At 47.6% G+C, this 26,946-nt stretch carries 26 protein-coding genes; 20 read left to right on the top strand and 6 right to left on the bottom strand.

Annotation, left to right across the window (positions count from 1 at the left end):
• The first annotated feature begins 61 nt into the window (after window positions 1-61).
• The 4 genes from NZD81_RS12575 (at window position 62) to NZD81_RS12590 (ending at window position 3,949) form a co-directional block, all read left to right on the top strand.
• The gene (locus NZD81_RS12575) at window positions 62-955 is read left to right on the top strand and encodes a PucR family transcriptional regulator (RefSeq protein WP_040081369.1); all 894 of its coding nucleotides are present in this window, start codon (window positions 62-64) and stop codon (window positions 953-955) included.
• A 120-nt stretch (window positions 956-1,075) separates the two neighbouring features.
• Entirely contained in the window at window positions 1,076-2,173 is a 1,098-nt protein-coding gene (msmX, locus tag NZD81_RS12580; RefSeq protein WP_282373808.1) for a maltodextrin ABC transporter ATP-binding protein MsmX, read from the top strand.
• Window positions 2,174-2,281: 108 nt separating this feature from the next.
• Window positions 2,282-3,007: a ZIP family metal transporter gene (locus tag NZD81_RS12585; RefSeq protein ID WP_041521454.1), complete on the top strand. Its 726-nt coding sequence runs from the start codon at window positions 2,282-2,284 to the stop codon at window positions 3,005-3,007.
• 102 nt (window positions 3,008-3,109) lie between these two features.
• Entirely contained in the window at window positions 3,110-3,949 is an 840-nt protein-coding gene (locus tag NZD81_RS12590) for a polysaccharide deacetylase family protein (RefSeq protein WP_289860631.1), read from the top strand.
• A 13-nt stretch (window positions 3,950-3,962) separates the two neighbouring features.
• Here NZD81_RS12590 and NZD81_RS12595 read toward each other — a convergent pair whose 3' ends face one another.
• The 3 genes from NZD81_RS12595 to cimH form a co-directional block, all read right to left on the bottom strand.
• Complete coding sequence (locus NZD81_RS12595; protein WP_014665918.1) at window positions 3,963-4,157, bottom strand: hypothetical protein; 195 nt, start codon at window positions 4,155-4,157, stop codon at window positions 3,963-3,965.
• Window positions 4,158-4,214: 57 nt separating this feature from the next.
• The gene (locus tag NZD81_RS12600; RefSeq protein WP_286314280.1) at window positions 4,215-5,903 is read right to left on the bottom strand and encodes a M56 family metallopeptidase; all 1,689 of its coding nucleotides are present in this window, start codon (window positions 5,901-5,903) and stop codon (window positions 4,215-4,217) included.
• A 122-nt stretch (window positions 5,904-6,025) separates the two neighbouring features.
• A complete protein-coding gene (gene cimH, locus NZD81_RS12605; protein ID WP_069150586.1) occupies window positions 6,026-7,378 on the bottom strand; it encodes a citrate/malate transporter CimH in 1,353 nt (450 codons plus the stop codon).
• A gap of 555 nt (window positions 7,379-7,933) precedes the next feature.
• Here cimH and cydA point away from each other — a divergent pair.
• From cydA to NZD81_RS12630, 5 genes are all read left to right on the top strand, one after another.
• Window positions 7,934-9,340 (top strand): cytochrome ubiquinol oxidase subunit I, encoded by a 1,407-nt coding sequence (gene cydA / locus NZD81_RS12610; protein ID WP_014665915.1) that lies wholly within the window; start codon window positions 7,934-7,936, stop codon window positions 9,338-9,340.
• Window positions 9,324-10,340 carry a cytochrome d ubiquinol oxidase subunit II gene (cydB, locus tag NZD81_RS12615; protein WP_014665914.1) on the top strand — a complete coding sequence of 339 codons (1,017 nt, stop codon included), beginning with the start codon at window positions 9,324-9,326 and terminating at the stop codon, window positions 10,338-10,340. The genes cydA and cydB overlap by 17 nt, the downstream gene beginning before the upstream one ends.
• On the top strand, window positions 10,340-12,043 hold the full coding sequence (cydD, locus tag NZD81_RS12620; RefSeq protein ID WP_282373805.1) for a thiol reductant ABC exporter subunit CydD: 1,704 nt from the start codon (window positions 10,340-10,342) through the stop codon (window positions 12,041-12,043). The genes cydB and cydD overlap by 1 nt, the downstream gene beginning before the upstream one ends.
• Entirely contained in the window at window positions 12,040-13,767 is a 1,728-nt protein-coding gene (cydC, locus tag NZD81_RS12625) for a thiol reductant ABC exporter subunit CydC (RefSeq protein ID WP_243571665.1), read from the top strand. The genes cydD and cydC overlap by 4 nt, the downstream gene beginning before the upstream one ends.
• An 85-nt stretch (window positions 13,768-13,852) precedes the next feature.
• Window positions 13,853-14,683, top strand: a complete 831-nt coding sequence (locus NZD81_RS12630; RefSeq protein ID WP_014665911.1) for an NAD(P)H-hydrate dehydratase — start codon at window positions 13,853-13,855, stop codon at window positions 14,681-14,683.
• A gap of 14 nt (window positions 14,684-14,697) precedes the next feature.
• On the opposite strand, the gene NZD81_RS12635 is transcribed toward NZD81_RS12630, so the two are convergent.
• The gene (locus tag NZD81_RS12635) at window positions 14,698-16,071 is read right to left on the bottom strand and encodes a cytosine permease (RefSeq protein WP_014665910.1); all 1,374 of its coding nucleotides are present in this window, start codon (window positions 16,069-16,071) and stop codon (window positions 14,698-14,700) included.
• Window positions 16,072-16,284: 213 nt separating this feature from the next.
• Here NZD81_RS12635 and sigY point away from each other — a divergent pair, with 213 nt between their 5' ends.
• Genes sigY through NZD81_RS12665 form a run of 6 tightly spaced genes read left to right on the top strand, consistent with a single transcriptional unit; the run spans window position 16,285 to window position 19,188 of the window.
• Window positions 16,285-16,821: an RNA polymerase sigma factor SigY gene (gene sigY, locus NZD81_RS12640; RefSeq protein WP_014665908.1), complete on the top strand. Its 537-nt coding sequence runs from the start codon at window positions 16,285-16,287 to the stop codon at window positions 16,819-16,821.
• The gene (locus NZD81_RS12645; protein WP_040081385.1) at window positions 16,814-17,134 is read left to right on the top strand and encodes a YxlC family protein; all 321 of its coding nucleotides are present in this window, start codon (window positions 16,814-16,816) and stop codon (window positions 17,132-17,134) included. The genes sigY and NZD81_RS12645 overlap by 8 nt, the downstream gene beginning before the upstream one ends.
• A complete protein-coding gene (yxlD, locus tag NZD81_RS12650) occupies window positions 17,131-17,337 on the top strand; it encodes a sigma Y negative regulator YxlD (protein WP_014665906.1) in 207 nt (68 codons plus the stop codon). Before NZD81_RS12645 ends, yxlD begins: the two co-directional genes overlap by 4 nt.
• Window positions 17,334-17,522 (top strand): sigma Y negative regulator YxlE, encoded by a 189-nt coding sequence (yxlE, locus tag NZD81_RS12655; RefSeq protein ID WP_003227293.1) that lies wholly within the window; start codon window positions 17,334-17,336, stop codon window positions 17,520-17,522. The genes yxlD and yxlE overlap by 4 nt, the downstream gene beginning before the upstream one ends.
• A 5-nt stretch (window positions 17,523-17,527) precedes the next feature.
• Window positions 17,528-18,415 (top strand): ABC transporter ATP-binding protein, encoded by an 888-nt coding sequence (locus tag NZD81_RS12660; protein ID WP_071582440.1) that lies wholly within the window; start codon window positions 17,528-17,530, stop codon window positions 18,413-18,415.
• Window positions 18,412-19,188 (top strand): ABC transporter permease, encoded by a 777-nt coding sequence (locus NZD81_RS12665; protein ID WP_069150580.1) that lies wholly within the window; start codon window positions 18,412-18,414, stop codon window positions 19,186-19,188. The genes NZD81_RS12660 and NZD81_RS12665 overlap by 4 nt, the downstream gene beginning before the upstream one ends.
• On the opposite strand, the gene NZD81_RS12670 is transcribed toward NZD81_RS12665, so the two are convergent.
• Window positions 19,185-20,387, bottom strand: coding sequence for an MFS transporter (locus NZD81_RS12670; RefSeq protein ID WP_069150579.1), 1,203 nt, complete (start codon window positions 20,385-20,387; stop codon window positions 19,185-19,187). The two genes, NZD81_RS12665 and NZD81_RS12670, sit on opposite strands and share 4 nt — an antisense overlap.
• A 101-nt stretch (window positions 20,388-20,488) precedes the next feature.
• Window positions 20,489-22,132, bottom strand: coding sequence for a catalase KatX (gene katX / locus NZD81_RS12675; RefSeq protein WP_069838433.1), 1,644 nt, complete (start codon window positions 22,130-22,132; stop codon window positions 20,489-20,491).
• A 129-nt stretch (window positions 22,133-22,261) separates the two neighbouring features.
• Here katX and NZD81_RS12680 point away from each other — a divergent pair, with 129 nt between their 5' ends.
• The 5 genes from NZD81_RS12680 (at window position 22,262) to licC (ending at window position 26,937) form a co-directional block, all read left to right on the top strand.
• On the top strand, window positions 22,262-22,852 hold the full coding sequence (locus tag NZD81_RS12680) for a DNA-3-methyladenine glycosylase (protein WP_282373800.1): 591 nt from the start codon (window positions 22,262-22,264) through the stop codon (window positions 22,850-22,852).
• A 28-nt stretch (window positions 22,853-22,880) separates the two neighbouring features.
• Window positions 22,881-23,039 (top strand): hypothetical protein, encoded by a 159-nt coding sequence (locus tag NZD81_RS12685; protein ID WP_014665900.1) that lies wholly within the window; start codon window positions 22,881-22,883, stop codon window positions 23,037-23,039.
• Between the two features lie 161 nt (window positions 23,040-23,200).
• A complete protein-coding gene (licR, locus tag NZD81_RS12690; RefSeq protein WP_289860648.1) occupies window positions 23,201-25,126 on the top strand; it encodes a transcriptional regulator LicR in 1,926 nt (641 codons plus the stop codon).
• A 128-nt stretch (window positions 25,127-25,254) separates the two neighbouring features.
• On the top strand, window positions 25,255-25,563 hold the full coding sequence (gene licB / locus NZD81_RS12695; RefSeq protein ID WP_041521453.1) for a PTS lichenan transporter subunit IIB: 309 nt from the start codon (window positions 25,255-25,257) through the stop codon (window positions 25,561-25,563).
• Window positions 25,564-25,578: 15 nt separating this feature from the next.
• Window positions 25,579-26,937 carry a PTS lichenan transporter subunit IIC gene (gene licC, locus NZD81_RS12700; protein WP_014665896.1) on the top strand — a complete coding sequence of 453 codons (1,359 nt, stop codon included), beginning with the start codon at window positions 25,579-25,581 and terminating at the stop codon, window positions 26,935-26,937.
• Window positions 26,938-26,946 lie beyond the last annotated feature (9 nt).

Genomic DNA, 26,946 nt, shown 5'->3' on the forward strand with positions numbered 1-26,946 from the left:
AGAACATGTGTATTTCGCCTTATACTGAATATACAGATCCTTGCATAAGAGAGGAGACTCTATGAAATCGCTGCTGGCTATTTATCCCGGTTCGACTGTGTCTGAGGAGCTTTGCATAAGGGAAGGCTGTCTATGTTTTTTTGATGAGAGCAGTCAGAGATACATCTCCATTCCGAAAACAGAGATCAGCGAAAAAGAGGTATTGGTGCTGCAGTCATTTTTGACGGCTGCGGATGAGGGCAATCAAATGTCTATGAAATCACCGGAGGAAAACAAGTGGTTTTCGTTCCTTTTTTCAAGAGGAGAATTGCCGGCGAATATAAAGAAACGGACAAGGTTTGTTCACTTTCATTTATTCGGCAAAATAGACAGGACGTCCTTTACGGAAGCGGTACGCCATTTTTGGCCGGTGTCTTTTGTGATTGTGTGGATCCATGAGGACAGAGGCGTCATTGTTGAGCAGGAAAGTGAAGCGGCGGCGGAGAAGGACGAACTGGAATCGCTCGCTAAGGTTCTTGAAAGTGATTTCTACTTCAGTGTCCGTTTTTACGCGGGAAGATTTTACGAGCCGGATGAGTGCCTGCGAAAACATTACGCTCGTGAACAGGCGTATTTCCTGTTTGCTGAAAAACGGCTGCCTCAGGTGCAGAGTGTGACCTTTGAGATGATTTTTCCTTTCATATTATTAGAAACAGAAAAAGAAAAATTGGCAACGCTGCTATCTGAAGAAGCTGAGCTTTTATTTGGAAGTGAATCTGAGCTAAGGAAGACCATTAAGCTGTTTATTGAAAACAACTCAAACGTCACATTAACAGCGAAAAAGCTGCATCTGCATCGCAACAGTCTGCAATATCGGATTGATAAATTTATTGAGCGGTCAGGGATAGATATCAAATCGTACAAAGGCGCGCTTCTTGCCTATTTTATCTGCCTGCAAAGTGAAAGTTCAGAATAAATTGGAAATATGCACGAAAAAGGGCTGGGTGATTTTATGAACGCTGCCCATTTTAGCAAGAGGAAAATGCTGTTACACTCAATATAAGAAAGCGTTTACAATAACAAAGGGGGATGTTAGATGGCTGAATTGCGGATGGAGCACATTTATAAATTTTATGATCAGAAGGAAGCTGCGGTTGATGACTTTAACCTTCATATTGCCGATAAGGAATTTATCGTATTCGTCGGCCCGTCCGGCTGCGGGAAATCAACGACGCTGCGAATGGTCGCGGGACTTGAAGAAATTTCGAAAGGCGATTTTTATATTGAAGGAAAACGGGTTAATGATGTAGCGCCAAAGGACAGGGATATCGCAATGGTGTTTCAAAACTACGCGCTCTATCCGCATATGACGGTCTACGATAATATCGCGTTCGGGCTGAAGCTTCGGAAAATGCCGAAGCCAGAAATTAAAAAAAGAGTAGAGGAAGCCGCTAAAATTCTCGGACTTGAGGAATATTTGCACCGTAAACCGAAAGCGCTGTCAGGAGGACAGAGACAGCGGGTCGCGCTTGGGCGGGCAATCGTGCGGGATGCAAAGGTGTTCCTGATGGATGAGCCTTTGTCAAACCTGGACGCAAAGCTGAGGGTGCAAATGCGGGCGGAAATCATTAAGCTCCACCAGAGACTGCAAACCACAACGATTTATGTGACGCATGACCAGACAGAAGCGCTGACGATGGCGACACGGATCGTAGTCATGAAAGACGGGAAAATCCAGCAGATCGGGACGCCGAAGGATGTATACGAGTTTCCTGAAAACGTCTTTGTCGGCGGGTTTATCGGATCACCAGCGATGAACTTTTTCAAAGGAAAGCTCACGGATGGCTTAATCAAAATCGGTTCTGCGGCATTAACCGTCCCGGAAGGAAAAATGAAGGTGCTGCGTGAAAAAGGCTACATCGGCAAAGAGGTCATCTTCGGCATCCGTCCTGAGGATATTCATGATGAATTGATTGTCGTGGAATCGTATAAGAACTCCTCGATTAAAGCAAAAATCAATGTCGCAGAGCTGCTCGGTTCAGAAATCATGATTTATTCGCAGATCGACAACCAAGACTTTATTGCGCGGATCGACGCCCGCCTCGATATTCAATCAGGCGATGAGCTGACGGTTGCATTTGATATGAATAAAGGCCATTTCTTTGACAGTGAGACAGAAGTGAGAATTCGATAAGATCAGCAAAACCGGACATGGAGACATGTCCGGTTTTTTGTTCTTTGTTTGCGAGGTTTACGGAAAAAACGGCAGCGGGTAGTGGTTGGTAAGAAAGGGGAGATAGAGATGTGGAATGCGGCAATGTGGGGCGGGATATCGGGCTCTGCTGTGCTGCTGGGCGCGCTGGCGTCCATGTTTCTTCCGATTCGCAAACAGATCATCGGCTATATTATGGCTTTTGGCACAGGTGTATTAATAGGCGCGGCCGCTTACGAGCTTCTTGGGGACGCAGTAGCAGAGGGCGGAATCGTGTCGACAGGCGCGGGATTTATTGCGGGGGCTGTTGTGTTTACGATTTTTGACTACGCGGTTTCCAAACGGGGCGCGTCACAAAGAAAAAGATCGGGACAAACAGCTGCCGGCGGCGGAATCGCCATTTTTATCGGCACGATCATGGACGCTGTACCAGAATCGATTATGATTGGCGCCAGCCTTCTCGAAGAACAATCGGTCAGCTTTCTTTTGGTGATCGCCATTTTTATCAGCAACATCCCTGAAGGGCTGTCTAGTACAGCAGGACTGAAAAACAGCGGGTACTCGAAAACGAAAATTATGCTGCTTTGGGCCGCGGTGCTCGTGATTTCAATTCTTGCCTCATGGTCAGGGTTTTTCTTTCTTGACGGCGCTTCTGAAGAAATCATGTCAGCGATTGCAGCATTTGCGGGCGGAGGCATCATTGCGATGATTGCTTCAACGATGATGCCTGAGGCGTACGAAGACAGCGGTCCGATGACAGGTTTAATCGCCGCACTCGGCCTGTTAACCTCGCTGGTTTTGAATCAGTTTTCTTAAATGTGAGCCGGTCATGATTTCATGTCCGGTTTTTTGCTATTGAAAATCTCAGAATCAGACCGATGAAAAAGGAGGAAGAAATAGACAGAAAGCAGGGAACCGATGAAACGTTTTATCTTAAGCATCTTTCTTGTGGGAAGCTGCTTGGCTCTTGCGGCTTGCGCTGATCAAGAGGCGAATGCAGAGCAGACGATGCCCAAAGCGGAACAAAAGAAACCGGAAGAAAAAGCAGTACAAGTTCAGAAAAAAGAAAACGATACAGCCGGATGGATCAAAACAGAGACACCGGCAAAGCTGCCGATTTTGATGTACCACAGCATTTCCTCAGGAAACAGCCTTCGTGTCCCAAAGAAAGAATTCGAAGCGCATATGAAGTGGCTGCACGATAACGACTATCAGACATTAACGCCAAAAGAGGCGTATCTCATGCTGACGCAGGATAAAAAGCCGTGTGAGAAATGCGTGCTAATTACGTTTGATGACGGCTACACCGACAACTATCAAGACGCGTATCCGGTGCTGAAAAAGTACGGGATGAAGGCGACGATTTTTATGATCGGCAAATCGATCGGACATAAGCACCATCTGACAGAGGACCAAATGAAAGAAATGACACAGCACGGCATATCGATTGAAAGCCATACAATTGACCACCTTGAACTGAATGGGTTAACGCCTCAACGGCAGCAAAGCGAGATGGCAGATTCGAAAAAACTGTTTGACCACATGTTTCATCAGAAAACCACCATCATCAGCTATCCGGTAGGGCGCTACAATGAGGAGACGCTGAAAGCCGCCAAAGAAACGGGCTATCAAATGGGCGTGACGACAGAACCGGGCGCGGCTTCGAGAGACCAGGGAATGTACGCCCTCCATCGCGTGCGCGTGTCCCCAGGCATGTCGGGCTCGGCTTTTGGCGCGTACGTCGAATCAATGAAATAAAAAAAGGAGGCGCTCAATCGCCTCCGCCGCCACATCCGGAATCGCTGAAACCCCCGTCACTGCTGCATCCATCATGGTGTGAGCCATTGTCTGAATAGCCGAAATACCCGCTGTCCGCCTGCTGGCGGCTTTTATGCTCCGATGGCTGCGGCTGAATGACTGAAAGAAAAACAATAATAGATATAAACAATAAGATGATCACAATCACTTCTCGTCACTCCCTTTTTTCACCATATCTGTTATACGGATGAAACGCTGACCGGTTTCATTTCAAAGTGATCGATTCTTTCAGGCGGTCTCTGAGCCAACGCTTCAGCACCCCGTGTCCTTTGTTTGACAATAAAGTGCCGACACGCCAATACATAGGAGGATGAGGGGCGAACTGAAAATCAATCAATCTGAAAAGCCAGCTTTTATCCCGGGTGAGAGAGTCAATTTGAAGCTCGTCTTCATCTGCTTCAGCGCTATAGGCACTTTGTTTCTGTATGTCCTCATCTTGCCGAACCGCCAAGACCCTCAAAGCTTCAGCCATTTGTTTGTAACCGCCCTCCAGCAAGGATGCGCCAAGGTTGTCAGCACGCACCTCCATCCATTGTGAACAAAAGGATTGATAGAGCTGAAACAGGATAATGATTGCCATAATGAAAGCCCAAAGCGCAATTTTGTGGGCCTCGGGGTGGATGATATGCTGCTCAAACAAGAGGATAATCCCAACGACAGCTCCAAGATAGAGAAAACGCAAAATCTGTGATGACAGTACATCACGTTTTTTAATATGAATCGCCTCATGGGCCAGAATGCCCTCGATGACACGCAGCGGCAGGGTTAGTGTGGCGCTTGTCAGAATGACCATTGACCTTCCGACATTCATGCCGACTGCCATTCCGTTGTAATCATCACTCTCCGTTTCGTATATGCGGACATGGGAAATGCCGGCCTTGCGGAAAATCTCGTCAGCCGCTGCCTGTACATGCGGATGATGACAGGGCTTGGCGTCCATCGCCGCCCGCAACACACGGTCTGACATATACATGTTGAATACCCAATACAGGATAACCGCTGCAGCCATGACCCATGGAGAGGCGTGTAATGCGTATAACACGAGCACCAATAAGGCGTAAGCGGATATCCCTTTTACGCTGGCGGCAAAATAAAGCTTCCCGAGCAGCCGCTTCACATTTTTTCTATGATAAAACGGCAAAACAGAAATCACATTGTCCACATTGATTTCTTCATCTGCGTATTCTCGGAAAATCGTTTTCCATTTTTGCGGTTCCTTCACCGTCAGAAACAGTGTTTCGCCGGGAAGAGACAGTTTAATGACTTGCTGAAAGCTTGTTGTCAAATCTAAACGTGATGAATACATCGTCATAAGCGGATGGAGCTTTAAGAGATCAGCCGTTGATTCAAGCTGAATGTCCTTCAAATCGGAAAGCGGGTATGACCGGGTTTCATAGTGTGAGCTGATATGCAATTTTTCTAAGGCTGCTGAATAAAAAACCTTTACGCTGAAAACATTCAGTATTCGCTTCACCAGTGCCCCTCCGCCGGAGATCATGCCGAGAAGGATCACATATTTGAGAGGGCTTGTGTCAGGTCCAAAGATGAAAAAAATAACAGCTCCTGCAAACACAATGGCAGTCAGCGTAATGTCTGACAGGAGACGTGTTTTGTTTCTGGCAAGCTCGATTTCCTGCCAGTCTCCCGAAGGTTTTTCCGCACGCTCTGAAACAATGAGATCCATTGCGGTCCAATAGCAGTAGAACATTGTCGCGATTGAGACAATGCCGTCCATGAATGAGAGATGAGAGAAGATGTAAACTGCAGCGCCGACCCATAGCACAATATCAATCCAGAAGTCTATGGCCGGAATGAGTTTTGCAGCCAGGGCTGATATCAAATAAAATCCCAGCCCGAGAAGCATAAAGAGAAATAGATGAGTTCCCATAGGCATGCCAGATTCCTTTCTATCTAGTATTTCCAACTATTACTATAGCATGGGATGGGAACTTGCAAAAATACGGACATGCAAAAAGCAAGCTCTTTCGTTTTCCGAAGAACTTGCTCCGAGGTGTATCAATAAAATTGGTGCAGCAGCAATAAGGTTAAGGATACTGTAATCGCTCCCCCGATGCGGGTAGACACCTGGGCGAACGGCATCAGCTCAAGCCTTTCCGCCGCGCTTAAAATAGCGACGTCACCGGTGCCGCCTTGCCCTGAATGGCATGCATTAATAATGGCGGTTTCAATCGGATACATGTTCAGCCATTTTCCGGTGAAGAAGCCGACGGCCATCATGGTCACAACGACAGACAGAATTGTAATGATATTGCTGAGGTTAAAAGCAGCGATAAGCTTGTCCCACGGCGTCATGGATACCCCGATCGCAAAGAGCAGCGGGTAGGTCACAGCTGTTGAAAAGAAGCGGGATACTCCAAACGCGCCATTTTCAATTGAGGCAGGCGCCAATCTGAACAGCTTGATTAGAACAGCCAGTAACAGCATGGCAACGGGTGCCGGAAATCCGAAAAAATCATGGGCGAGCATGCCGACTAAGTATAAAGAAACAGCAAGGATACCGCCTGACGCAAATAAAGAAAGGTTGAACATGTGCTGACCGCTCTGTGATTCCTCCAGCGCAGGGGACTCTTCTTCAGAGCGGTCCACTTTGCCGTTTCCAGTCCATTCCGGTTTTTTCTTTCCGATTCTGTTCAGCAAGCCCGCTAGAATAATCGCGCACAGGCTGCCCAGCATAATCGATGGGAGAACAAGTGCAAACGCTTCCCCTTGAGAAATAGGCATGATGTCAGAATAGCCAATGGACAGCGGGATAGCACCTTCTCCGACTCCTCCGGCCATGATAGGAATAACGATATACAGCAGTGTATGCTGAAATCCGAGTCCGAGCAAAGTCCCGACAGCCAGTCCGACAATAGCGGCTGTGACAGAACCGACAATAAGCGGAATAAAGATTTTCATAAATGCTTTTACGAGTGTTTCTCTTTTCATGCCGAGGATGCTTCCGACGACAATACCGGCGATAAACAAATATAGAAAGTTTGAGTTTTCTGTAAATTCTGTTGTGGATTTGACGATATCATTAGGCAGCAGGTGATAGTACACGACAGCGGATGGAATAAAAGTAGCTAGGATGGCCGGGCCGCCGATAGACCGAACAATCGGTATCGATTTGCCGATTTGGGCAAAGGTAAACCCGAAAAACGCCATGACGGCAATGGATGTCAGAATGTCACTTTTTACATCGTGATGCATAACAAAAACAGTGATTAATATAAACAGCAAGGCATACACAGGAAGCGGTATGATGCCTACTTTTATATTCATGGCTTTCGCAAACCAATTCTCTTTTCGAACCCCTTCGTGAATTGTATCCGTTTGCAATTGCATGTGTGTTTGAAGCTCTCCCATTGAAAAACCTCCCCTATTCTTGATGCAGTGAAATTGTTCACTATGTTAAGTATAATAAAAAATTGAAATTATTAATATATTAAAAATTTACTATTCAGCTTTTCTCCTCTTGCCGATTTAAATGGAAAGAGGCATTCTGACTAAAATCGGTTTATGACGGAATGCTGAGAATCGAGTGATGGAGCGGGTGTGAGCATTTTGTTCGCAAGGAACGATGTGTTGATGTACGATGATAAAGGGTCATTTATCCTAGCAGCCGACATAAATAAGCAACAAAATAGACAAAAAACCGTCACATAGTATGGGACTTTTTAGGTGTTTTAGGCTTTATTTTTGAAATGAATCGTTGTAAAGTACTTAATATGAACCAGTCAGAGATTGTGTCATTTGGTCAGTCTAGCAATCTTGTATCATATTGGACGACTTTTTGACACATTTGTGAAATGTTGAACAATATTTTTTTCGTCTATTTTGTGAATTACTGATCAAAGTTTTGGTTCTATTTGTGAAGTGGTGAGCAAATTAGTAGTTTCAACCGGAAATGGAGGAGAAAGCATGAGTGAATTGGTATTAGCCCGCATACAATTTGCATCTACAACGTTGTTTCATTTCTTGTTTGTGCCGATGTCTATCGGGCTTGTGTTTATGGTTGCGTTGATGGAGACTCTTTATCTTGTGAAGAAAAATGAGCTGTATCTCAAAATGGCAAAGTTTTGGGGACACTTATTCTTAATAAATTTCGCAGTCGGTGTTGTAACGGGGATTTTGCAAGAATTCCAGTTTGGACTGAACTGGTCTGATTACTCCCGTTTTGTCGGAGATGTATTTGGCGCTCCGCTTGCGATTGAAGCCCTATTGGCGTTTTTTATGGAATCTATTTTTATCGGATTATGGATATTTGGCTGGGACCGCCTGCCGAAGAAAATTCACGCTCTCTGCATATGGCTCGTATCATTCGGAACGATCATGTCATCTTTCTGGATTTTAACAGCAAACTCCTTTATGCAGGAGCCAGTCGGCTTTACGATCAAAAACGGCCGCGCGGAAATGAACGACTTTGGCGCGCTGATCACAAACCCTCAGCTTTGGGTTGAATTCCCGCACGTTATTTTCGGTGCGCTTGCCACCGGGGCTTTCTTTATTGCCGGAGTGAGTGCTTTTAAACTATTGAAGAAAAAAGAAGTGCCGTTCTTTAAGCAATCTTTTAAACTCGCAATGATCGTCGGCCTTTGTGCAGGTCTTGGCGTCGGCCTTAGCGGACACATGCAGGCTGAGCACTTAATGGAATCACAGCCGATGAAAATGGCTGCCAGTGAAGGCCTGTGGGAAGACAGCGGTGATCCTGCTGCTTGGACCGCTTTTGCGACGATCGATACAAAAAATGAAAAAAGCTCAAATGAGATCAAAGTTCCTTATGCCTTGAGCTACTTGGCTTATCAGAAATTCAGCGGAAGTGTCAAAGGGATGAAAACCCTTCAGGCTGAGTACGAAAAAATATACGGAAAAGGCGACTATATTCCGCCGGTCAAAACGACATTCTGGAGCTTCCGCATCATGGTTGGCGCAGGCGTTGTCATGATTCTTGCAGCGTTAGGCGGCCTTTGGCTGAACCGCCGCAAAAAGCTTGAAAACAGCAAATGGTATTTGCGCATCATGATCGCTTTGATATCCTTCCCGTTTCTTGCGAACTCCGCGGGCTGGATTATGACAGAAATCGGGCGTCAGCCTTGGACGGTTATGGGCTTGATGACAACGGCTCAATCCGTGTCGCCTAACGTAACAGCGGGCTCCTTGTTATTCTCAATCATCGCATTCGGTGTGATGTACATGATTCTGGGCGCGCTGCTTGTCTTCTTGTTTATCCGTGAGATTAAAAAAGGTGCCGAGCATGATGATCATCATGAAGTGCCTGTATCAACAGATCCATTTAGTCAGGAGGTATACCATGGCATCTCTTCATGATCTTTGGTTTATACTCGTTGCTGTATTGTTTGTAGGATTCTTCTTTTTGGAAGGCTTTGATTTCGGGGTCGGCATGGCGACCCGTTTTCTTGGCCATAATGAATTAGAACGCAGAGTGCTGATCAACACGATCGGGCCGTTCTGGGACGCGAATGAAGTGTGGCTTTTGACTGGCGCGGGCGCCATTTTCGCGGCATTCCCAAACTGGTATGCAACGATGCTGAGCGGTTATTACATTCCGTTTGTCATTGTGCTGCTTGCGTTAATGGGCCGCGGGGTCGCGTTTGAGTTCCGCGGCAAGGTGGATCATTTGAAATGGGTAAAGGTTTGGGACTGGGTCGTTTTCTTCGGCAGTCTGATTCCTCCGTTTGTGCTTGGTGTTCTGTTCACGACATTATTCCGCGGAATGCCGATTGATGCCGACATGAACATTCACGCACATGTATCTGATTATATCAATGTATATTCTATACTTGGCGGTGTGACGGTAACACTTCTTTGCTTCCAGCACGGATTAATGTTTATTACGCTGCGTACGATTGGTGATTTGCAAAACCGCGCCCGGAAAATGGCACAAAAGATAATGGGTGTTGTTTTTGTAGCGGTTCTTGCCTTCGCGGCTCTTTCTGCGTATCAGACAGACATGTTTACACGCCGCGGAGAAATTACCATTCCGCTCGTTGTTTTGATTGTCATCTGCTTTATGCTCGCGGCTGTATTTATCCGTAAGAAAAAAGACGGCTGGACATTTGGGATGACAGGCGCTGGTCTTGCGCTGACCGTGGGAATGATCTTTATTTCCCTATTCCCTCGCGTAATGGTCAGCTCGCTTAAAAGCGCATACGATTTAACAGTAGCTAACGCTTCTTCCGGTGATTATTCGCTTAAAGTCATGTCAATTGCAGCATTAACGCTATTGCCGTTCGTCATCGGCAGCCAGATCTGGAGCTATTATGTCTTCCGGAAGCGCGTCAGCCATAAGGAGCCTATGACTTATTAATGGGAAAAGACCTGTTTCGATATAAAGGAATGAAGCGGATTCTCACCGTGATTACTTGTTTAACGCTGATTCAGACAGCCGCTATTATTATGCAGGCAGAGTGGCTGAGTGAGGCCGTAACCGGACTGTTCAATGGGGAGGGCATTGCCTCCCTGTTTCCGGTGATCGGCTTTTTCCTCATCGCTTTTATCGCCCGGCACGGGGTGACGGTGGCGCGCCAGAAAATCGTCTATCAATATGCCGCCCGGACAGGAGCAGATTTGAGAAAAAGTTTTCTTGATCAGCTGTTCCGTTTAGGCCCCCGCTTTGCAAAGAAAGAGGGGACGGGGCAAATGGTGACGCTGGCGATGGAAGGCATCAGCCAGTTCCGCCGTTACCTGGAGCTGTTTCTGCCGAAAATGGTCAGTATGGCGATTGTGCCTGCGGCGGTTGTCATTTATGTGTTTTTCCAGGATCGTACGTCGGCCGTCATTTTAGTCGCAGCGATGCCGATTCTAATCATTTTTATGATTCTCCTTGGCCTTGTCGCGCAGAGAAAAGCGGATCGCCAGTGGAAATCCTATCAGAGACTTTCCAATCATTTTGTTGATTCTCTTCGCGGGCTGGAGACATTGCGTTTCCTAGGTTTGAGCAAGTCACACAGCAAAAATATTTTCTACGTGAGTGAGCGTTATCGCAAAGCAACAATGAGCACACTCCGGGTGGCGTTTTTATCATCATTCGCCCTCGATTTCTTCACGATGCTGTCGGTGGCGACAGTCGCGGTGTTTCTGGGCCTGCGCCTGATTGACGGCGATATTTTGCTTGGTCCCGCTTTAACGGCGCTTATTCTGGCGCCTGAGTATTTTCTGCCGGTGCGGGAAGTGGGGAATGATTATCATGCAACGCTGAACGGCCAGGAAGCAGGAAAAACCATTCAAGAGATTTTGTCACAGCCTGGTTTTAAAGAAGAGACGCCGCTTCAGCTCGAGACTTGGGGTGATCAGGATGAGCTGAAGCTGTCAGGCGTGTCAGTCGGCCGTTCGGTGTCTGATATTGATCTGTCTTTCAAAGGTAAGAAAAAAATCGGCATTATCGGTGCAAGTGGTGCCGGAAAATCAACATTAATTGATATTCTCGGCGGATTTTTAGAGCCGGATGGCGGGATGATTGAGGTGAATGGCACAAGCCGGTCCCATTTGCAGGACGGCAGCTGGCAGAAAAATCTTCTGTACATCCCTCAGCATCCGTACATTTTTGATGATACGCTTAGCAATAACATTCGCTTCTACCACCCAAGCGCTTTGGCAGAGGATACAGTCCGTGCCGCTGCTGCGGCGGGTCTGACGGAGCTGGTGGATAAGCTTCCTGACGGATTAGAGGGGCGAATCGGGGAAGGCGGCCGGGCGCTCAGCGGCGGACAAGCACAGCGTGTCGCGCTGGCCCGCGCCTTTTTGGGAAACCGCCCGATTCTGCTGCTGGATGAGCCGACCGCCCATCTTGATATCGAAACAGAATATGAAATAAAAGAAACGATGCTGGATTTATTTGAGGATAAGCTCGTCTTTCTCGCGACTCACCGCCTTCACTGGATGCTTGATATGGATGAAATTATCGTGCTTGACGGGGGCAGGGTTGCGGAAATCGGGACTCACGATGAACTGCTGAAGAAAAACGGTGTGTACACTAAACTCGTGAAGGCACAACTGGGGGAAAGAGCATGAAGAAAGAAGAATGGATTTTGCCGTATATTAAGCAAAATGCCCGCCTGTTCGTTCTGGTTATCTTTTTGGGCGCGGTGACGATTTTTTCTGCTGCTTTCCTCATGTTCACCTCAGGATTCTTGATTTCTAAAGCGGCGACAAGGCCGGAAAACATCCTGCTCATTTATGTGCCGATTGTCGCTGTCCGAACCTTTGGGATTGCACGGTCTGTGTCGCGATATGTGGAACGGCTCGTCGGCCATCACATCATTTTGAAAATCGTATCTGACATGCGCGTCCGCCTTTACAATATGCTTGAGCCGGGTGCTTTGATGCTGCGTTCCCGTTTTCGCACAGGGGATATGCTCGGCATTTTGTCTGAGGATATTGAACATTTGCAGGATGCTTTCTTAAAAACGATTTTTCCTGCGATCTCAGCCTTGTTACTGTATGCTGTGTCAGTGATAGCGCTCGGCTTCTTCTCTTGGCCGTTTGCCATCTTGATTGCGCTGTATTTGTTTGTTCTCGTTGTATTGTTTCCGGTTGTGTCTTTGCTCGTGACGAGAGCGAGGAATGCGAAGCTGAAAAGCGGACGGAATGTGCTGTACAGCCGTTTGACAGATGCCGTGATGGGTGTCAGCGATTGGATGTTCAGCGGACGCCGGCATGCTTTTATTGATGCGTATGAAAAAGAGGAGCATGATTGGTTTGAGCTTGAACGGAAAAAACAACGCTTTACAAGATGGCGGGACTTTGCTGCGCAATGCCTTGTCGCCGGCCTTATTTTGCTGATGCTCTTTTGGACAGCAGGACAGCAAGCGGACGGCGAGCTCGCTAAAACGATGATTGCCGCTTTTGTGCTTGTGGTGTTCCCGCTGACGGAAGCCTTTTTGCCGCTTTCGGATGCCTTAGGCGAAGTGCCGGGCTATCAGGATTCTATCAAACGCATGAACAGGGTGGCTCCTCAGCCGGAGGCATCACAAACAGAATCAGGGGCACAAACGCTTGATCTCCAAGATGTTACCCTGTCCTTTCGTGATGTGACGTTTTCTTATGACAACAGCAGCCAAGTGCTTGACAACTTTTCCTTTACGCTGCGCCAAGGAGAAAAAATGGCGCTGCTTGGCCGAAGCGGCTCTGGGAAATCAACGTCGCTTGCATTAATCGAAGGCGCCTTAAAACCGGACTCCGGTTCTGTAACGTTAAACGGAGTGGAGACAGCGCTGTTAAAGGATCAGATTGCTGATGCGGTGGCTGTGTTAAATCAAAAACCGCACCTGTTTGATACAAGTATTTTGAACAACATCAGGCTCGGAAACGGAGAAGCAAGCGACGAAGATGTGCGCCGTGCCGCAAAGCAGGTCAAGCTGCATGACTACATTGAGTCGCTTCCTGACGGATATCATACCTCTGTACAGGAAACGGGCATCCGTTTTTCTGGTGGAGAGCGCCAGCGGATCGCACTTGCGCGGATCTTGCTGCAGGATACGCCGATCATCATCCTTGATGAGCCAACAGTCGGCCTCGACCCCATCACTGAGCGTGAATTGATGGAAACGGTGTTTGAGGTGCTGAAAGGAAAAACGATTCTATGGATTACACACCATCTCGCGGGAGTGGAAGCAGCCGATAAAATCGTATTTCTCGAAAACGGAAAAACGGAAATGGAAGGAACCCATGAGGAGCTGTTGGCGGCAAACGAACGATATCGCCGCCTGTATCACCTTGATGTTCCTGTAAAATAGAAGACAGCCCTAAAAGGCTGTCTTTTTTGTTTGAAAAAGAAAAGGTGCAGGAAAAATAGGAAGAGAAAGAAGAGGAGGGATAGAGATGAATGTTCCATTTTGGACGGAGGAGCATGTGAGGGCCTCGCTCCCTGAAAGAGATGCCGAGAGCCATAAAGGCACGTACGGTACGGCCTTGCTGCTGGCGGGAAGCGACGACATGCCGGGCGCGGCGCTTCTTGCGGGGCTTGGGGCCATGCGGAGCGGTCTCGGCAAGCTTGTCATCGGTACGTCTGAAAGCGTGATCCCGCTGATTGTTCCTGTTCTTCCTGAGGCGACCTATTGGCGTAACGGCTGGAAAAAAGCGGCGGAGGCTCAGCTTGAAGAGAAGTACCGGGCCATTGCCATCGGATCAGGTCTTCCGCAAACGGAAAGCGTACAGCAGGCAGTCGATCATGCACTTGCGGCGGATTGCCCTGTTGTTTTGGATGCCGGAGCGCTGGCAAAGCGCACATATCCGAAACGGGAGGCGCCTGTCATCCTTACGCCGCACCCGGGCGAATTTTCCCGCATGACAGGAGTGCCAGTGAACGAGCTGCAAAACAAAAGAGCGGAGCATGCAAAGGAGTGGGCGGCTCGGCTGCAGACTGTCATTGTATTAAAAGGAAATCAAACCGTCATCGCGTTTCCTGATGGCGACTGCTGGCTCAACCCAACCGGAAACGGGGCGCTCGCCAAAGGCGGAACCGGTGACACGCTGACGGGCATGATATTGGGGATGCTCTGCTGCCATGAGGACTCAAAGCACGCCATATTAAACGCAGTCTATCTGCACGGCGCGTGCGCCGAGCTCTGGACGGACGAGCATTCCGCTCATACGCTGCTTGCTCACGAGCTTTCTGACATGCTGCCCCGCGTGTGGAAGCGATTTGAATGATAAAAAAGCTGTCTTCATAGAGAAGACAGCTTTTCTTGATACCCCGCCCGTTTTTTCAGACGCGGTTTCATTAATACATAGTAAAGCACAGAAGGCACGGCCAGGCCGACAATCCATGCGATGTCTCCGCCGCCAAACATTTTGGCTAGCGGTCCGATGTAAAAGGTTGTATTGATAAACGGAATTTCCAACAAGATGGACAGAACGAACGCAATCGTGGTGATCCAATTGACCTTTCCATAAGGCCCGTTTACATCGAACATGGCTTTGACTTGATACTTTCCGTGGCGGACAAAGTAGTAATCGACTAAATTGATGGCCGTCCATGGAATTAAGAAATAACTGATGAAAAAGATAAAACTCAAAAACAGCTCCATAAAATTGCTTTGCCCCAGCAGGCTTAAGACTGTGCCGACAAGCGTGACACCCAGGATCATGGTGATTCTGACTTTGGGCGTGACTTTTAATTTCAGAAACGGCTCCAGCGTTGTTGTCGTGGACATGAAAGCTCCATACAGGTTAAAAACATTGATTGCCATTTGTCCAAATAACACAATGATCAGCATAATAAATGAGAAGGGGCCGAACAATTGGACAATCTGGCTTCCTGAGTTTGCCGTAAAGTCAGGCAGTGCAGTTGTCAGCAAAGCGCCGAGCAGCATCATCCAGATGGAGCTGACAGATGTACCTGCATAGCTGTACCAAAATGTTTTTGAAGCCGGTGTTTGTACTGGCAAATATCTTGAATAATCGGCAACATACGGCGCGTAGGCAAGCTGCCACGTCGCAACTGCGCTGACTGCCACCAAGAAAATGGGCAGATCAACTGCTCCGGGAATCCAGCTGCCTGCCGGAATAGGCAATTGAAAAATAAGAATCGTTGCAGCGAAAAACACAGCAAAAGAGGTCCAAGAAAGGATTTTTTGCATTTTGTGAATCAAATCATGGCCGAAAATGGTGAGTAAAAAACATACGGCGCTTAAGCCTATAATGCTCCATGATCCCGGGATGGGAACAAAGCTGCTTAAGGTTCCGGCCGCCAAAATCGTGCTGCTTGCGAAGAAACCAAGGTAGATAAACATGACTAAGAAGAGGGGAAGAATCGCTCCAATTACGCCGAATTGGGCACGGCTTTGAATCATTTGCGGGATGCCAAGCTGAGGGCCTTGCGCGGAATGAGACGCCATAAATATGGCACCGATTAAGGTTCCGCAAATAATAGCGGCAACACTCCAAAACAAATTTAGTCCCATTGCAACGGGAATCGTGCCGGTCACTAACGTGGTGATATGCATATTAGCCCCGAACCATACGGGAAATAAATCTTTCGCTTTACCATGTCTTTCTTCATTCGGAATATATTCAATCGTTCGCCTTTCTACTTTCAATGCATCGTCCTCCATATTGGATGTTTTTTTGAAATCGACATAAAGTCATAGCTTAACAGACTATGAGGGGGTTTACAAATAAGGATATGCAGCCAAACGGCTGGGAAACCTGATCTGTCAATGGCTGAAAAGAATTGTAAAAAAAGATGAACGCTTTTAAATCCGGTGTCGTCACATAAGGCAGAAAAACAAAAAAAGGGGGGATCGCGGCCATTGGATACACACGAAGAACAGCAGCTGATACAACAGGCGAAAGAGGGAGACGACGAAGCGTTTACAGCTCTTTTCCACTATCATTATTCTTTTTTATATAAATATTTGCTAAAACTTTCTCTTCATCCTGACCTCAGCGAGGAGCTCGTTCAGGAAACCTTTTTGAAAGGGTACATTCATTTAAGAAGCTTCCAAGGCCGTTCCAAATTCTCCACGTGGCTGATTTCTATTGCATCCAGGCTCTACCTCGATCACCAAAAAAAGAGAAAGAGAGAATGGAAACGGAATCAGGCGGTTACGGAGGAAGCAATCCGCAAGATCAAGTGGGACGTGTCAGTGAAAGGAGCAGAATGGAGCGAAACGCTCGATCTGTTTTCAAAGCTGGACCCTAAACTGCGCACGCCGGTTTTATTAAGGCATTACTACGGCTATACCTACGCCGAAATCGGGCTGATGCTGCAGATCAAGGAAGGCACGGTAAAGTCCAGAGTGCATAAAGGGCTCCAGCAAATCAGAAAGGAGTGGGACGATGAATAAAGAAAAGGTATCTCTTCATTTAAAATCAGAATTGCAGAAAATTGATGAAACAGCCAATCCCTCTATACCGAATCAAAAAGAACTGCTTTACCAGCTGTCACAAATGAAAGCTGAACGCAGAAGAAAACTGCTAAAAGAGATCATTTTATTTGTATTCTGCGCGCTGATGGTTGTGAGTGCGGCGATCCTGGCATTCACTCAAGCTCCCGCTGTGTTTATTGTACTTCAGGTTTGTGTGCTTGCTACCCTGCCGATTTTGATTGTGACCGAGAAAAAAAGACAGCTCGGGGAATGCGAGGTGGAGCGCCGATGACACAAACAGAAATTGTCATCACGGTTGCGGCTTGTCTCCTCGTAGTGGCGCAGGGAATCTTTTTATTTATTGATGCGAAAAAACGAAATCGCATGGCATGGGTTTGGGGGATTGTCGGATTGATTCAAGTACCGATGCCGCTGATTTGTTATTACTTATTTGTCATTAGGCCGGATCGGAAGAAAAGGGGGATCAAGCAATGAATATTTCTTGGGAAATGATTTTGCCGCTGATTGTATTACAGTTGGCTTTGGCGGTGTTTGCTCTCATCAGCTGCATAAAAGAAGAGCGGACAAACGGGCCAAAGTGGATGTGGGCTGCAATCATCGTATGTATCAATATTATCGGGCCGATTTTATTTTTCACCGTCGGCAGAAAGCAAAGGTGAGTGGCATGCTGTCTATTGAGTCATTATGCAAAACATATCGGCATCATGAAGCTGTAAAGAATGTCAGTTTTCACGTGAATGAAAATGAGTGTGTCGCACTATTAGGACCTAATGGAGCCGGCAAAACCACGACTCTGCAAATGCTGGCTGGATTGCTTTCGCCAACCTCCGGAAGCATTAAGCTGTTAGGAGAAAAAAAGCTGGATCGGCGTTTGATTGGGTACCTCCCGCAGTATCCTGCTTTTTATTCGTGGATGACCGCAAATGAATTTTTAATATTTGCCGGGCGACTATCCGGTCTTCCAAAGAAAAAGTGCCAAGAGGAGATCGGTGAGATGCTGGAATTTGTCGGTTTGCACGAAGCAGCACACAAAAGGATTGGGGGCTATTCAGGAGGCATGAAACAAAGACTCGGTCTGGCACAGGCACTGCTCCATAAACCGAAGCTTTTGATATTGGATGAACCGGTGTCTGCACTTGATCCGACAGGACGGTTCGAGGTGCTGGACATGATGCGGGAGCTGAAGAAGCATATGGCCGTTCTGTTTTCAACACACGTTTTGCACGATGCAGAGCAGGTGTGTGATCAAGTGGTGATTATGAAAAACGGTGAGGTTTCATGGAAAGGTGAGCTGCAGGAGCTGAAAAAACAGCATCAAACGAACGTTTTTACCCTTACAGTGAAAGAGAAGCTGAAGGGCTGGCTTGAAGAGAAGCCTTACATCTCAGCTATTGTCTATAAGAATCAATCCCAAGCTGTTTTCGAGCTGCCTGATATACACGCTGGCCGATCCTTATTAAGTGATTGTATCCGGAAGGGATTGACCGTCACCCGTTTTGAACAGAAAACCGAGTCTCTCGAAGACGTCTACCTCAAGGTGGTGCACGCATGAAGGTGATGATGGCGCTATTGCAGAAGGAATGGCTGGAAGGGTGGAAAAGCGGCAAGCTGGTTTGGCTGCCGATTGCGATGATGATCGTCGGACTGACACAGCCGCTGACCATTTATTATATGCCGGACATCATCGCACATGGAGGAAATCTTCCTGATGGCATGAAAATCAGTTTTACGGTGCCCTCCGGGTCTGAAGTGATGGTCAGCACGCTTTCTCAATTCAACACGCTTGGCATGGCTCTAATCATCTTTAGTGTGATGGGCTGTGTAGCGAATGAAAGGAATCAAGGGGTAACGGCGCTGATCATGTCACGGCCTGTGACGGCAGCCCATTATATCGTGAGTAAATGGCTCACCCAAAGTGTGATCGGCATTCTGTCGTTCGCAGCTGGATATGGGCTTGCGTATTATTACGTCCGGCTGCTGTTTGAGGATGCATCATTCAGCCGCTTTGCCGCAAGTCTTGGCCTTTACGCTCTTTGGGTGATATTTATTGTGACTGCCGGCCTTGCCGGAAGCACGATATTCCGGTCTCTCGGAGCAGCTGCGGCTTGCGGGATCGGGTTCACAGCAGCTGTTTCTTTTGCTGTTTCACTATTCCCAGATCATGCGAAGTGGCTTCCGGCCGAGCTTTGCAAGCAGGCGGAGCATATCCTTCTTCATGGAGAGCGGGCAGATTTTTTCGGATGGTCACTCACTTTCTCCATACTGTGCATCATGCTTCTTGCCATGTTTTCTGTGTGGCGCTTCCAGCGGTATGAAAGCTATTAACTGATCATGTTACGTTTTTGCGCGAGCATCACAAAAAAGGCGGCAAATGCCAGCGACCCGGCTCCGTAAAAAACTCCCGTAAGCCCGAAAAGCTGTGCGATTCTACTGGCAAGAAGGGGCCCGAGGAAGATGCCTAGCGCATAAAATGATTGATAAAACCCCATCACTGACATTTTTAAACGGACAGAACTGATTTCGACGACATGGCTTAGCAGCAGAGGAAAAACGAAGCCGAGCGCCAGCCCGATACAGGCGTGTGTGATGCAAACCGTGAACAATGTGGCTGAATAAGGAACATATAGCAAGCAGACCCCAGTGACAGCAAAGCTAATGAGCATCACGGAGTAGGCGATAGGGCTTGTAAAGCGCAGAAACACAAAGCTTAATGTGGCGGCTGCGTGGGGGAGGAAAAAGGCGCCCATCACCCAAAGCAGCTCCGTGTCGCCCATTCCGAGCTGATTGATGTAAAGCGGCGTAAAACCAAACACTGTCATAAATAATACGGCATGAGCCGTCATAGACAGGATGGTGAAAAGCTTCAGCTTTGGCAGCCGCAATGTGTCTTTGACGTATTGATAGACATGGATGGTGTCGCGGTTCGCCGGAGGAGCAGACGGATCTTTAATAAAGCAGCAGATCACCAGACCTGCGGCAGAGGCTGCCAGCGCCATCCAAAAAGGAACCTGCCTCCCTAAATGGGCTGCGGCGAGTCCGCAGAACACAATGCTGACAAACTGAGGCATGACGGTAAAAAACTGCATGATGCCCATTGCTTTTGATGCATTGCCATTATTGAAATAATGTGCGTATAAAATGGTCGCCATCACCCACATAGAAGCAGTAATTCCCGCAAACAGCCGGGCGGCCAGCACGAAGAAGAATGAATCAAACACCAGAAATAGCAGGCTGCTTAGGACGGAAAAGCCGAACCCGGCAATTAACAATTGCTTGCGCAAAGAAAACAGGATATCTGACAGAAGGCCGAGCGGGAAGCGCAGAAGGATTTGCGTGACCCCGTAGCTGCCGAGAATGAGGCCGATTGCGCCGTATGAAAAGTGCAGATCCTCCAAATACAGGCTGAATACAGGCACATAAATATAGCCTGAAAACCAGAAACAAAATACCATGCATAAAAAAACGGCGTGATCTAAAGCGCCGATTGTTTTTTTCTGAGGAATCAAGTCCTGCCGTAATTCCATTGTTCTCTCCACCCCTTTCCTTCCAGTACAACACAATTATTGAAAGCGTTTCAATAGAAAAATAAAAAACAGGACTTCTAAAAAAGCCCTGTTCGCTGTTTTTAATACGGATCAGATGGATGGCTCTCCTGTTCAGCCTGCTTTGCAGCCTGTTCCGTTTCAGTTGTGCCGATCGGCCCGTTGCTGTTGTTTTCGGAAGCTTTTTTCAGCCCTTCCGCGACGCGTTTTCCATAGTCAGGATCAGCTTTTGTGAAATTCTCAATCATCTGATCCTGAATTTCTTTTCGGCACGTAGAAAGCGTATTCACCAAATTCGTAATCAATTCGTTCCGTTCAAATTCAGTAAATCTCCGGTACGTTTCCCCAGCCTGTCCGAAGTTGTTTGTTCTGTCAATTGCTTCACGCTTTACATCACCTTCGACATGAGGGGTATGGTCTTTTCCATCCTGCTTCGCTTCATTCAGCCCGCCCATAATGGATGGCTCATAGTTGACGTGCGGGTTTTGTCCTTCTGCTCTATCAACCCGATATTGCATTTGCCCGCCTTCTTGGTTGGTGGCGACATGCTTTTTCGGCGAGTTGATCGGGAGCTGCAGGTAATTTGCGCCTACACGGTAGCGCTGCGTATCAGAGTAGGCAAACGTCCGCCCTTGAAGCAGTTTGTCATCGGAAAAATCAAGACCGTCGACAAGCACTCCCGTTCCAAATGAAGCTTGCTCCACTTCCGCATGGTAGTTTTCCGGATTTTTGTTAAGCACCAATTTGCCGATCGGTTTCCATGGGAAATCGTCTTTATACCACAGTTTTGTCGGATCAAGAGGATCAAAGTCCAGTTCAGGATGTTCATCATCACTCATGATTTGGGCATACACTTCCCACTCCGGATAATCGCCATTTTCGATCGCGTCATATAAATCCTGTGTGGCATGGTTAAAGTTTTTCCCTTGGATCTCTTCTGCTTCCTTCTGTGTCAGGTTGCGGATACCCTGCTTCGGTTCGAAATGGTATTTCACGAGAACGGCCTTGCCCTCCTCATTTACCCATTTATAGGCATGTACCCCTGAACCCTGCATTTGCCGGTAGTTGGCCGGAATGCCCCAAGGCGAAAACAAGAAAGTGATCATATGTGTCGCTTCAGGAGACTGAGAAATGAAATCAAAAATACGTTCCCCATCCTGGATGTTGGTCACTGGATCAGGCTGAAATGCGTGTACAAGATCCGGAAATTTCAGCGGGTCGCGGATAAAAAAGATTTTCAGGTTGTTCCCGACCAAATCCCAGTTTCCGTCTTCTGTATATAGCTTTACGGCAAAACCGCGCGGGTCTCTCAATGTTTCAGGTGAGTGTTTTCCATGATTCACAGTTGAAAAACGGACAAATGCCGGTGTTTTCTTGCCTTTTTCTTGAAAGAGTTTGGCCCGGGTATATGTTGAAATCGGTTCGTCTCCGAAGCTTCCGTACGCTTCAAAATACCCGTGTGCACCTGCTCCCCTGGCATGAACAACGCGCTCTGGGATGCGTTCCCGGTCGAAGTGGCTGATTTTTTCGAGAAAATCATAGTTCTCAAGCGTTGTAGGCCCTCTGTTCCCGACGGTTCTCACATTTTGGTTGTCAGTAACAGGATGCCCCTGCCTATTCGTTAAGGTATCCTCTGACTCATTTTTCCCGGACGTCTTATGAGAAAGCGCATCCTCGCTGCCCTGGGCATTTGATCCGTGCTGCTTGTTATGATGATCATCTTTCAATGGGTTGACCCTCCTTTTTTGAACGGTAACAATATTCCCTGAATGGAAAGATTTTAAAACAGCCGTTTTTTTTCATCTGCTTCGGGAATGGTACAATGTACAAAAATCGGTAAAAGGAGAGGTCGATTCGTGACGAGAGAAAAAAATCCGCTGCCCATCACGTTTTATCAAAAAACCGCTCTTGAGCTTGCCCCGTCGCTTCTCGGCTGCCTTCTTGTAAAAGAAACAGACGAAGGCATAGCGTCAGGCTATATTGTGGAAACAGAGGCCTATATGGGGGCTGGAGACAGAGCGGCACACAGCTTTAACAACCGCCGGACGAAGCGGACTGAAATCATGTTTGCAGAGGCTGGGCGGGTGTATACATATGTGATGCACACCCATACATTGCTGAATGTCGTTGCCGCGGAAGAGGATGTCCCGCAAGCGGTTTTAATCAGGGCGATTGAGCCGCATGAAGGCCAGCTGTTAATGGAGGAGAGAAGACTGGGCAGGAGTCCTAGGGAATGGACAAACGGTCCCGGAAAGCTCACAAAAGCGCTTGGCGTCACGATGAATGACTATGGGCGCTGGATCACGGAAGAGCCGCTTTACATTGAAAAAGGGTACACACCGGAGCAGATTTCAACCGGTCCGCGCATCGGCATCGACAACAGCGGGGAGGCCCGCGATTATCCATGGCGTTTCTGGGTGACGGGAAACAGGTACGTGTCGCGTTAGCATGTTTAAGGAAGAGGCAATCAGGGGAATGGTTGAGAAAAAAGAAGGGAGAATCGGAGCTTTGAAAAAGATGATCAAAACCGTTATCAAATGGGCGCCGCTCATTTACCCGATTGTTCGAAAAATCATGAAGGATCGAAAGGCATCTAAACAAAAGAATATGTCAACATCCAGAACAGCCGGCTGACCCCGGCTGTTTTTTTATGGGTCAGTTTTCCTCTCGTCCTCCGGATGTTCATTGACTTGCCATTCTCTCCATTATAGAATTTATATACATTTCGCATCCCTTCATCATCCTTTCTGCCTATTCACTGAATCCCTGCATCTACTAGATAGGAGGTTTTTCTCATGCTTCATGGGCGACTTCGTGATATTCTGCGCTTGCTGATGGCGGCTGAAGCCCCGTTGACAAGCTCGTTTTTTGCCGCACAATTAAATGTAACGACGCGGACGGTCCGCAATGATATAAAGGAACTGCAAGGTGTACTAAGCGGCCACGGTGCCTTTGTACAATCGGTAAGAGGCTCCGGCTACAAGCTCAGCATTAATGATGAGCAGACTTTTAGGGTGCTGCTGCAAGATGTGTTTCAGCAAAAAAAGGGCCTGCCGGTATTGCCGGAGGAGAGAATGGCCTATCTGATGAAACGTTTGCTGCTGGCGGATCATTACCTTAAGCTCGATGAACTGGCTGAAGAACTATTCATCTCAAAATCTACACTCCAATCGGATATAAAGGAAGTAAAGAAACGTCTGCTGCCTTACCGCATCGTCATGGAAACACGTCCGAATTATGGCTTCAAGCTGCGCGGGGACGAGGTGCAGATGAGGTACTGTATGGCGGAGTACATCGTCGATGAAAGAGAAACGGAGATGGATGTTTTGAATGAAAAGGCTGATATTTTGCCAAAAGAAGAAATTGAGATCATCCGTTCCGCCATCCTGAAAAAAATGAGAAACGACCGCATTCCTCTGTCCAACTTGGGACTGAATAACCTCATTATCCATATCGCTATCGCCTGTAAACGGATCAGAACGGAAAACTATGTATCTCTTTTCCCTGAAGATATGGATCATATCCTGCATCAAAAAGAATACCAGGCTGCAGAAGCCATCGTAAAAGAACTGGAATCAGCGCTTGCCGTTACGTTTCCGAAAGACGAGACAGCGTACATCACCATGCATCTCCTTGGCACAAAACGAATGACACAATCACAATGCGGAGAGGACACATTTTCAATAGAAGAAGAAACCGATCAGCTGACATTTGCCATGATCAAAGCCGTTGATCGTGAACTGAAGCTCGGCATTCTGCATGACAAAGAGCTGAAAATCGGATTGGCCCTGCATGTGAAGCCTGCGATTAGCCGCAACAGATATGGCATGAATCTTCGAAATCCGATGCTGGCAGCGATCAAGGAACATTACCCGCTCGCTTTTGAAGCTGGGATCATTGCGGGGTTGGTGATAAAGGAACAAACAGACATCGACATTCATGAAAACGAAATTGGATATTTGGCTCTCCACTTTGGCGCCGCGATTGAACGAAAAAAAACAGAAAGCCCGCCGAAACGCTGTATCATTGTATGCGCATCGGGTGCCGGAAGCGCCCAGCTTCTGCGCGAAAAACTCCGTTCCCATTTCGGCAATCGGCTCGATATTCTTGGAACGGCTGAGTATTACAGTCTTGACCAAATATCCTATGAATCCATTGATTTTGTCATCAGCACCATTCCGATGAAAAAAGAGCTCCCTGTACCCGTACTGAAGGTTAACACACTTTTAGGCGGAACTGACTTTACAAAAATAGAATCCATTCTAAGTGATGAAAAGGAAAAAGCAGACCGCTATCTAAGAAAGGAACTCGTTTTTTTTCAGGAGGATTTGCGCACAAAAGAAGAAGTGATTCAATTTTTAGGGCAGAAAGCGGTCGAATGCGGCTATGCAGATGAAGAAATCATAGATTCCATTTTTGAAAGAGAAGACATGTCGCCAACGTGCTTTGGCAATCTAGTTGCCATCCCGCACCCGCTCGTTCCGCAGACAAAAACTACGTTTTGGGCCGTTTGTACGCTCAAAAAACCGATCGATTGGGAGAATCAGCGTGTTCAATTTGTCTGTCTGCTTTGTGTCGAGAAGGAGAACACAACAGATTTGCAAAGCATGTATAAACTTCTGGGCAGCATTTTGGATGACCCGGCGGCGGTGAACCAGCTGATCAAATGCCGTTCGTATCAAGAGCTTTCGGATGTGTTTGACCAAAAAAAGCTGGGCTGACAGCCTGTATATACCTTTTTTCCGTTTCCTGCGGAAAAACCTTGAGTGTTTATGAAAGCGATTTCATAATATGATGATAGCAACAGCAGGATATAACAAGATTGATCAAACTCTAGGGGGTCTTTTACATGAATATATTACTCGTTTGTGCAGCAGGCATGTCTACTAGCTTACTGGTGAGCAAGATGGAAAAAAGTGCGCAGGAACAAGGAAAAAACTATACCATTTGGGCAGTTTCAGGCGATTCTGTACAAAATCATATCGATAAAGCGGATGTACTGCTTCTCGGGCCGCAAGTCCGTTATATGCTTCCGCAGCTCAAAAAATTAGGAGAGTCAAAGGGGGTTCCGGTAGACGTCATTAATACCGTCCATTATGGCACTTGCAACGGGGCGGAAGTGCTGAAATCGGCTGAACAGCTTGGAAATGTGTCATAGAAAGGGGCGGGCTATGTGAATAAAGTCAATCAGATCTTAGAAGAAAAGGTCATGCCTATAGCAGGAAGAATTGCAGGACAGCGTCATTTGCAGGCGCTGCGTGATGGTATCATCCTCACGATGCCACTGATTATCATCGGCTCCTTTTTCCTTATCATCGGCAATCTCCCAATCCCGGGATACGCTGAGTTTATGGCAAAAACGTTTGGCAGCTCCTGGTCTGAAAAACTGGCCTACCCAGTTGACGCCACCTTTGAAATTATGGGGCTAGTCGCCGCGTTCGGCATCGCCTACCGGCTCGCCGAGAAATACGGCGTCGATGCTTTGTCGGCCGGAGCCATTTCCCTTGCGGCATTTTTATTAGCAACACCTTATCAAGTGCCGTTTACACCGGATGGAGCGACGAAAGAAATCATGGTCGGCGGCGGGATTCCGCTTTCGCTCATGGGAAGCAAAGGCCTGTTTGTCGCCATGATTATCGCGATGGTGTCCACAGAGATTTACCGTCTCATTATCCAGCGCAATTTAGTCTTCAAAATGCCGGACGGCGTTCCGCCGGCGGTAAGCAAGTCATTTGTCGCTTTAATTCCCGGCTTTGCCGTCATCTTTCTGATTTGGGCAGCCCGGCTGGCAGTTGAAGCGACACCGTTTGAAAGTCTTCATAATATTGTAAGCGTTTTACTGGGGACTCCGCTTTCCATTCTTGGAGGAAGTCTTGGAGGAAGCCTTGTCGCCGAAGCCGTCAAAATGCTTTTATGGGCCTGCGGACTTCACGGCGCCAATATTGTCGGCGGCGTCATGGCACCGATTTGGTACGGTGCAATGGATGCCAACCGAATTGCGTTCCAAGCAGGAGAGGAGCTTCCTAAGATTTTCACCCAGCAATTTTTCGATATCTGGGTCAATATCGGCGGAAGCGGCGCGACATTGGCACTGGTTGTCACGATGTTCCTGCGTGCCCGAAGCAAACAAATGAAACAGCTCGGAAAACTTGCGATCGGCCCGGCCATCTTCAATATTAACGAACCGATTATATTCGGGATGCCGATCGTCATGAACCCAATGCTCTTACTTCCGTTTATCATCACGCCGCTTGTCACAGTGACACTCACGTACATCGGAATGAGCACCGGCCTTGTCGCCAAACCGGCGGGTATCGCAGTGCCGTGGACCATGCCGCCGATCTTTTCAGGCTACTTGGCGACAGGAGGAAAAGTCTCAGGCGCGGTCATGCAAGCCATTAATATTGCCGTATCCTTTGTTGTCTACTATCCATTCTTCAGAATGTGGGATAAGCAGAAGCTGAAAGAAGAAAACGATCTGGAGCTGGTCCAAACACCTGCTGCATCAGATGACAAGGAAGCGGCTCTGTAGAGAAAGGAA

The organism is Bacillus sp. B.PNR1 (genome assembly GCF_030386235.1).
Classification (GTDB): Bacteria; Bacillota; Bacilli; order Bacillales; family Bacillaceae; genus Bacillus; species Bacillus stercoris.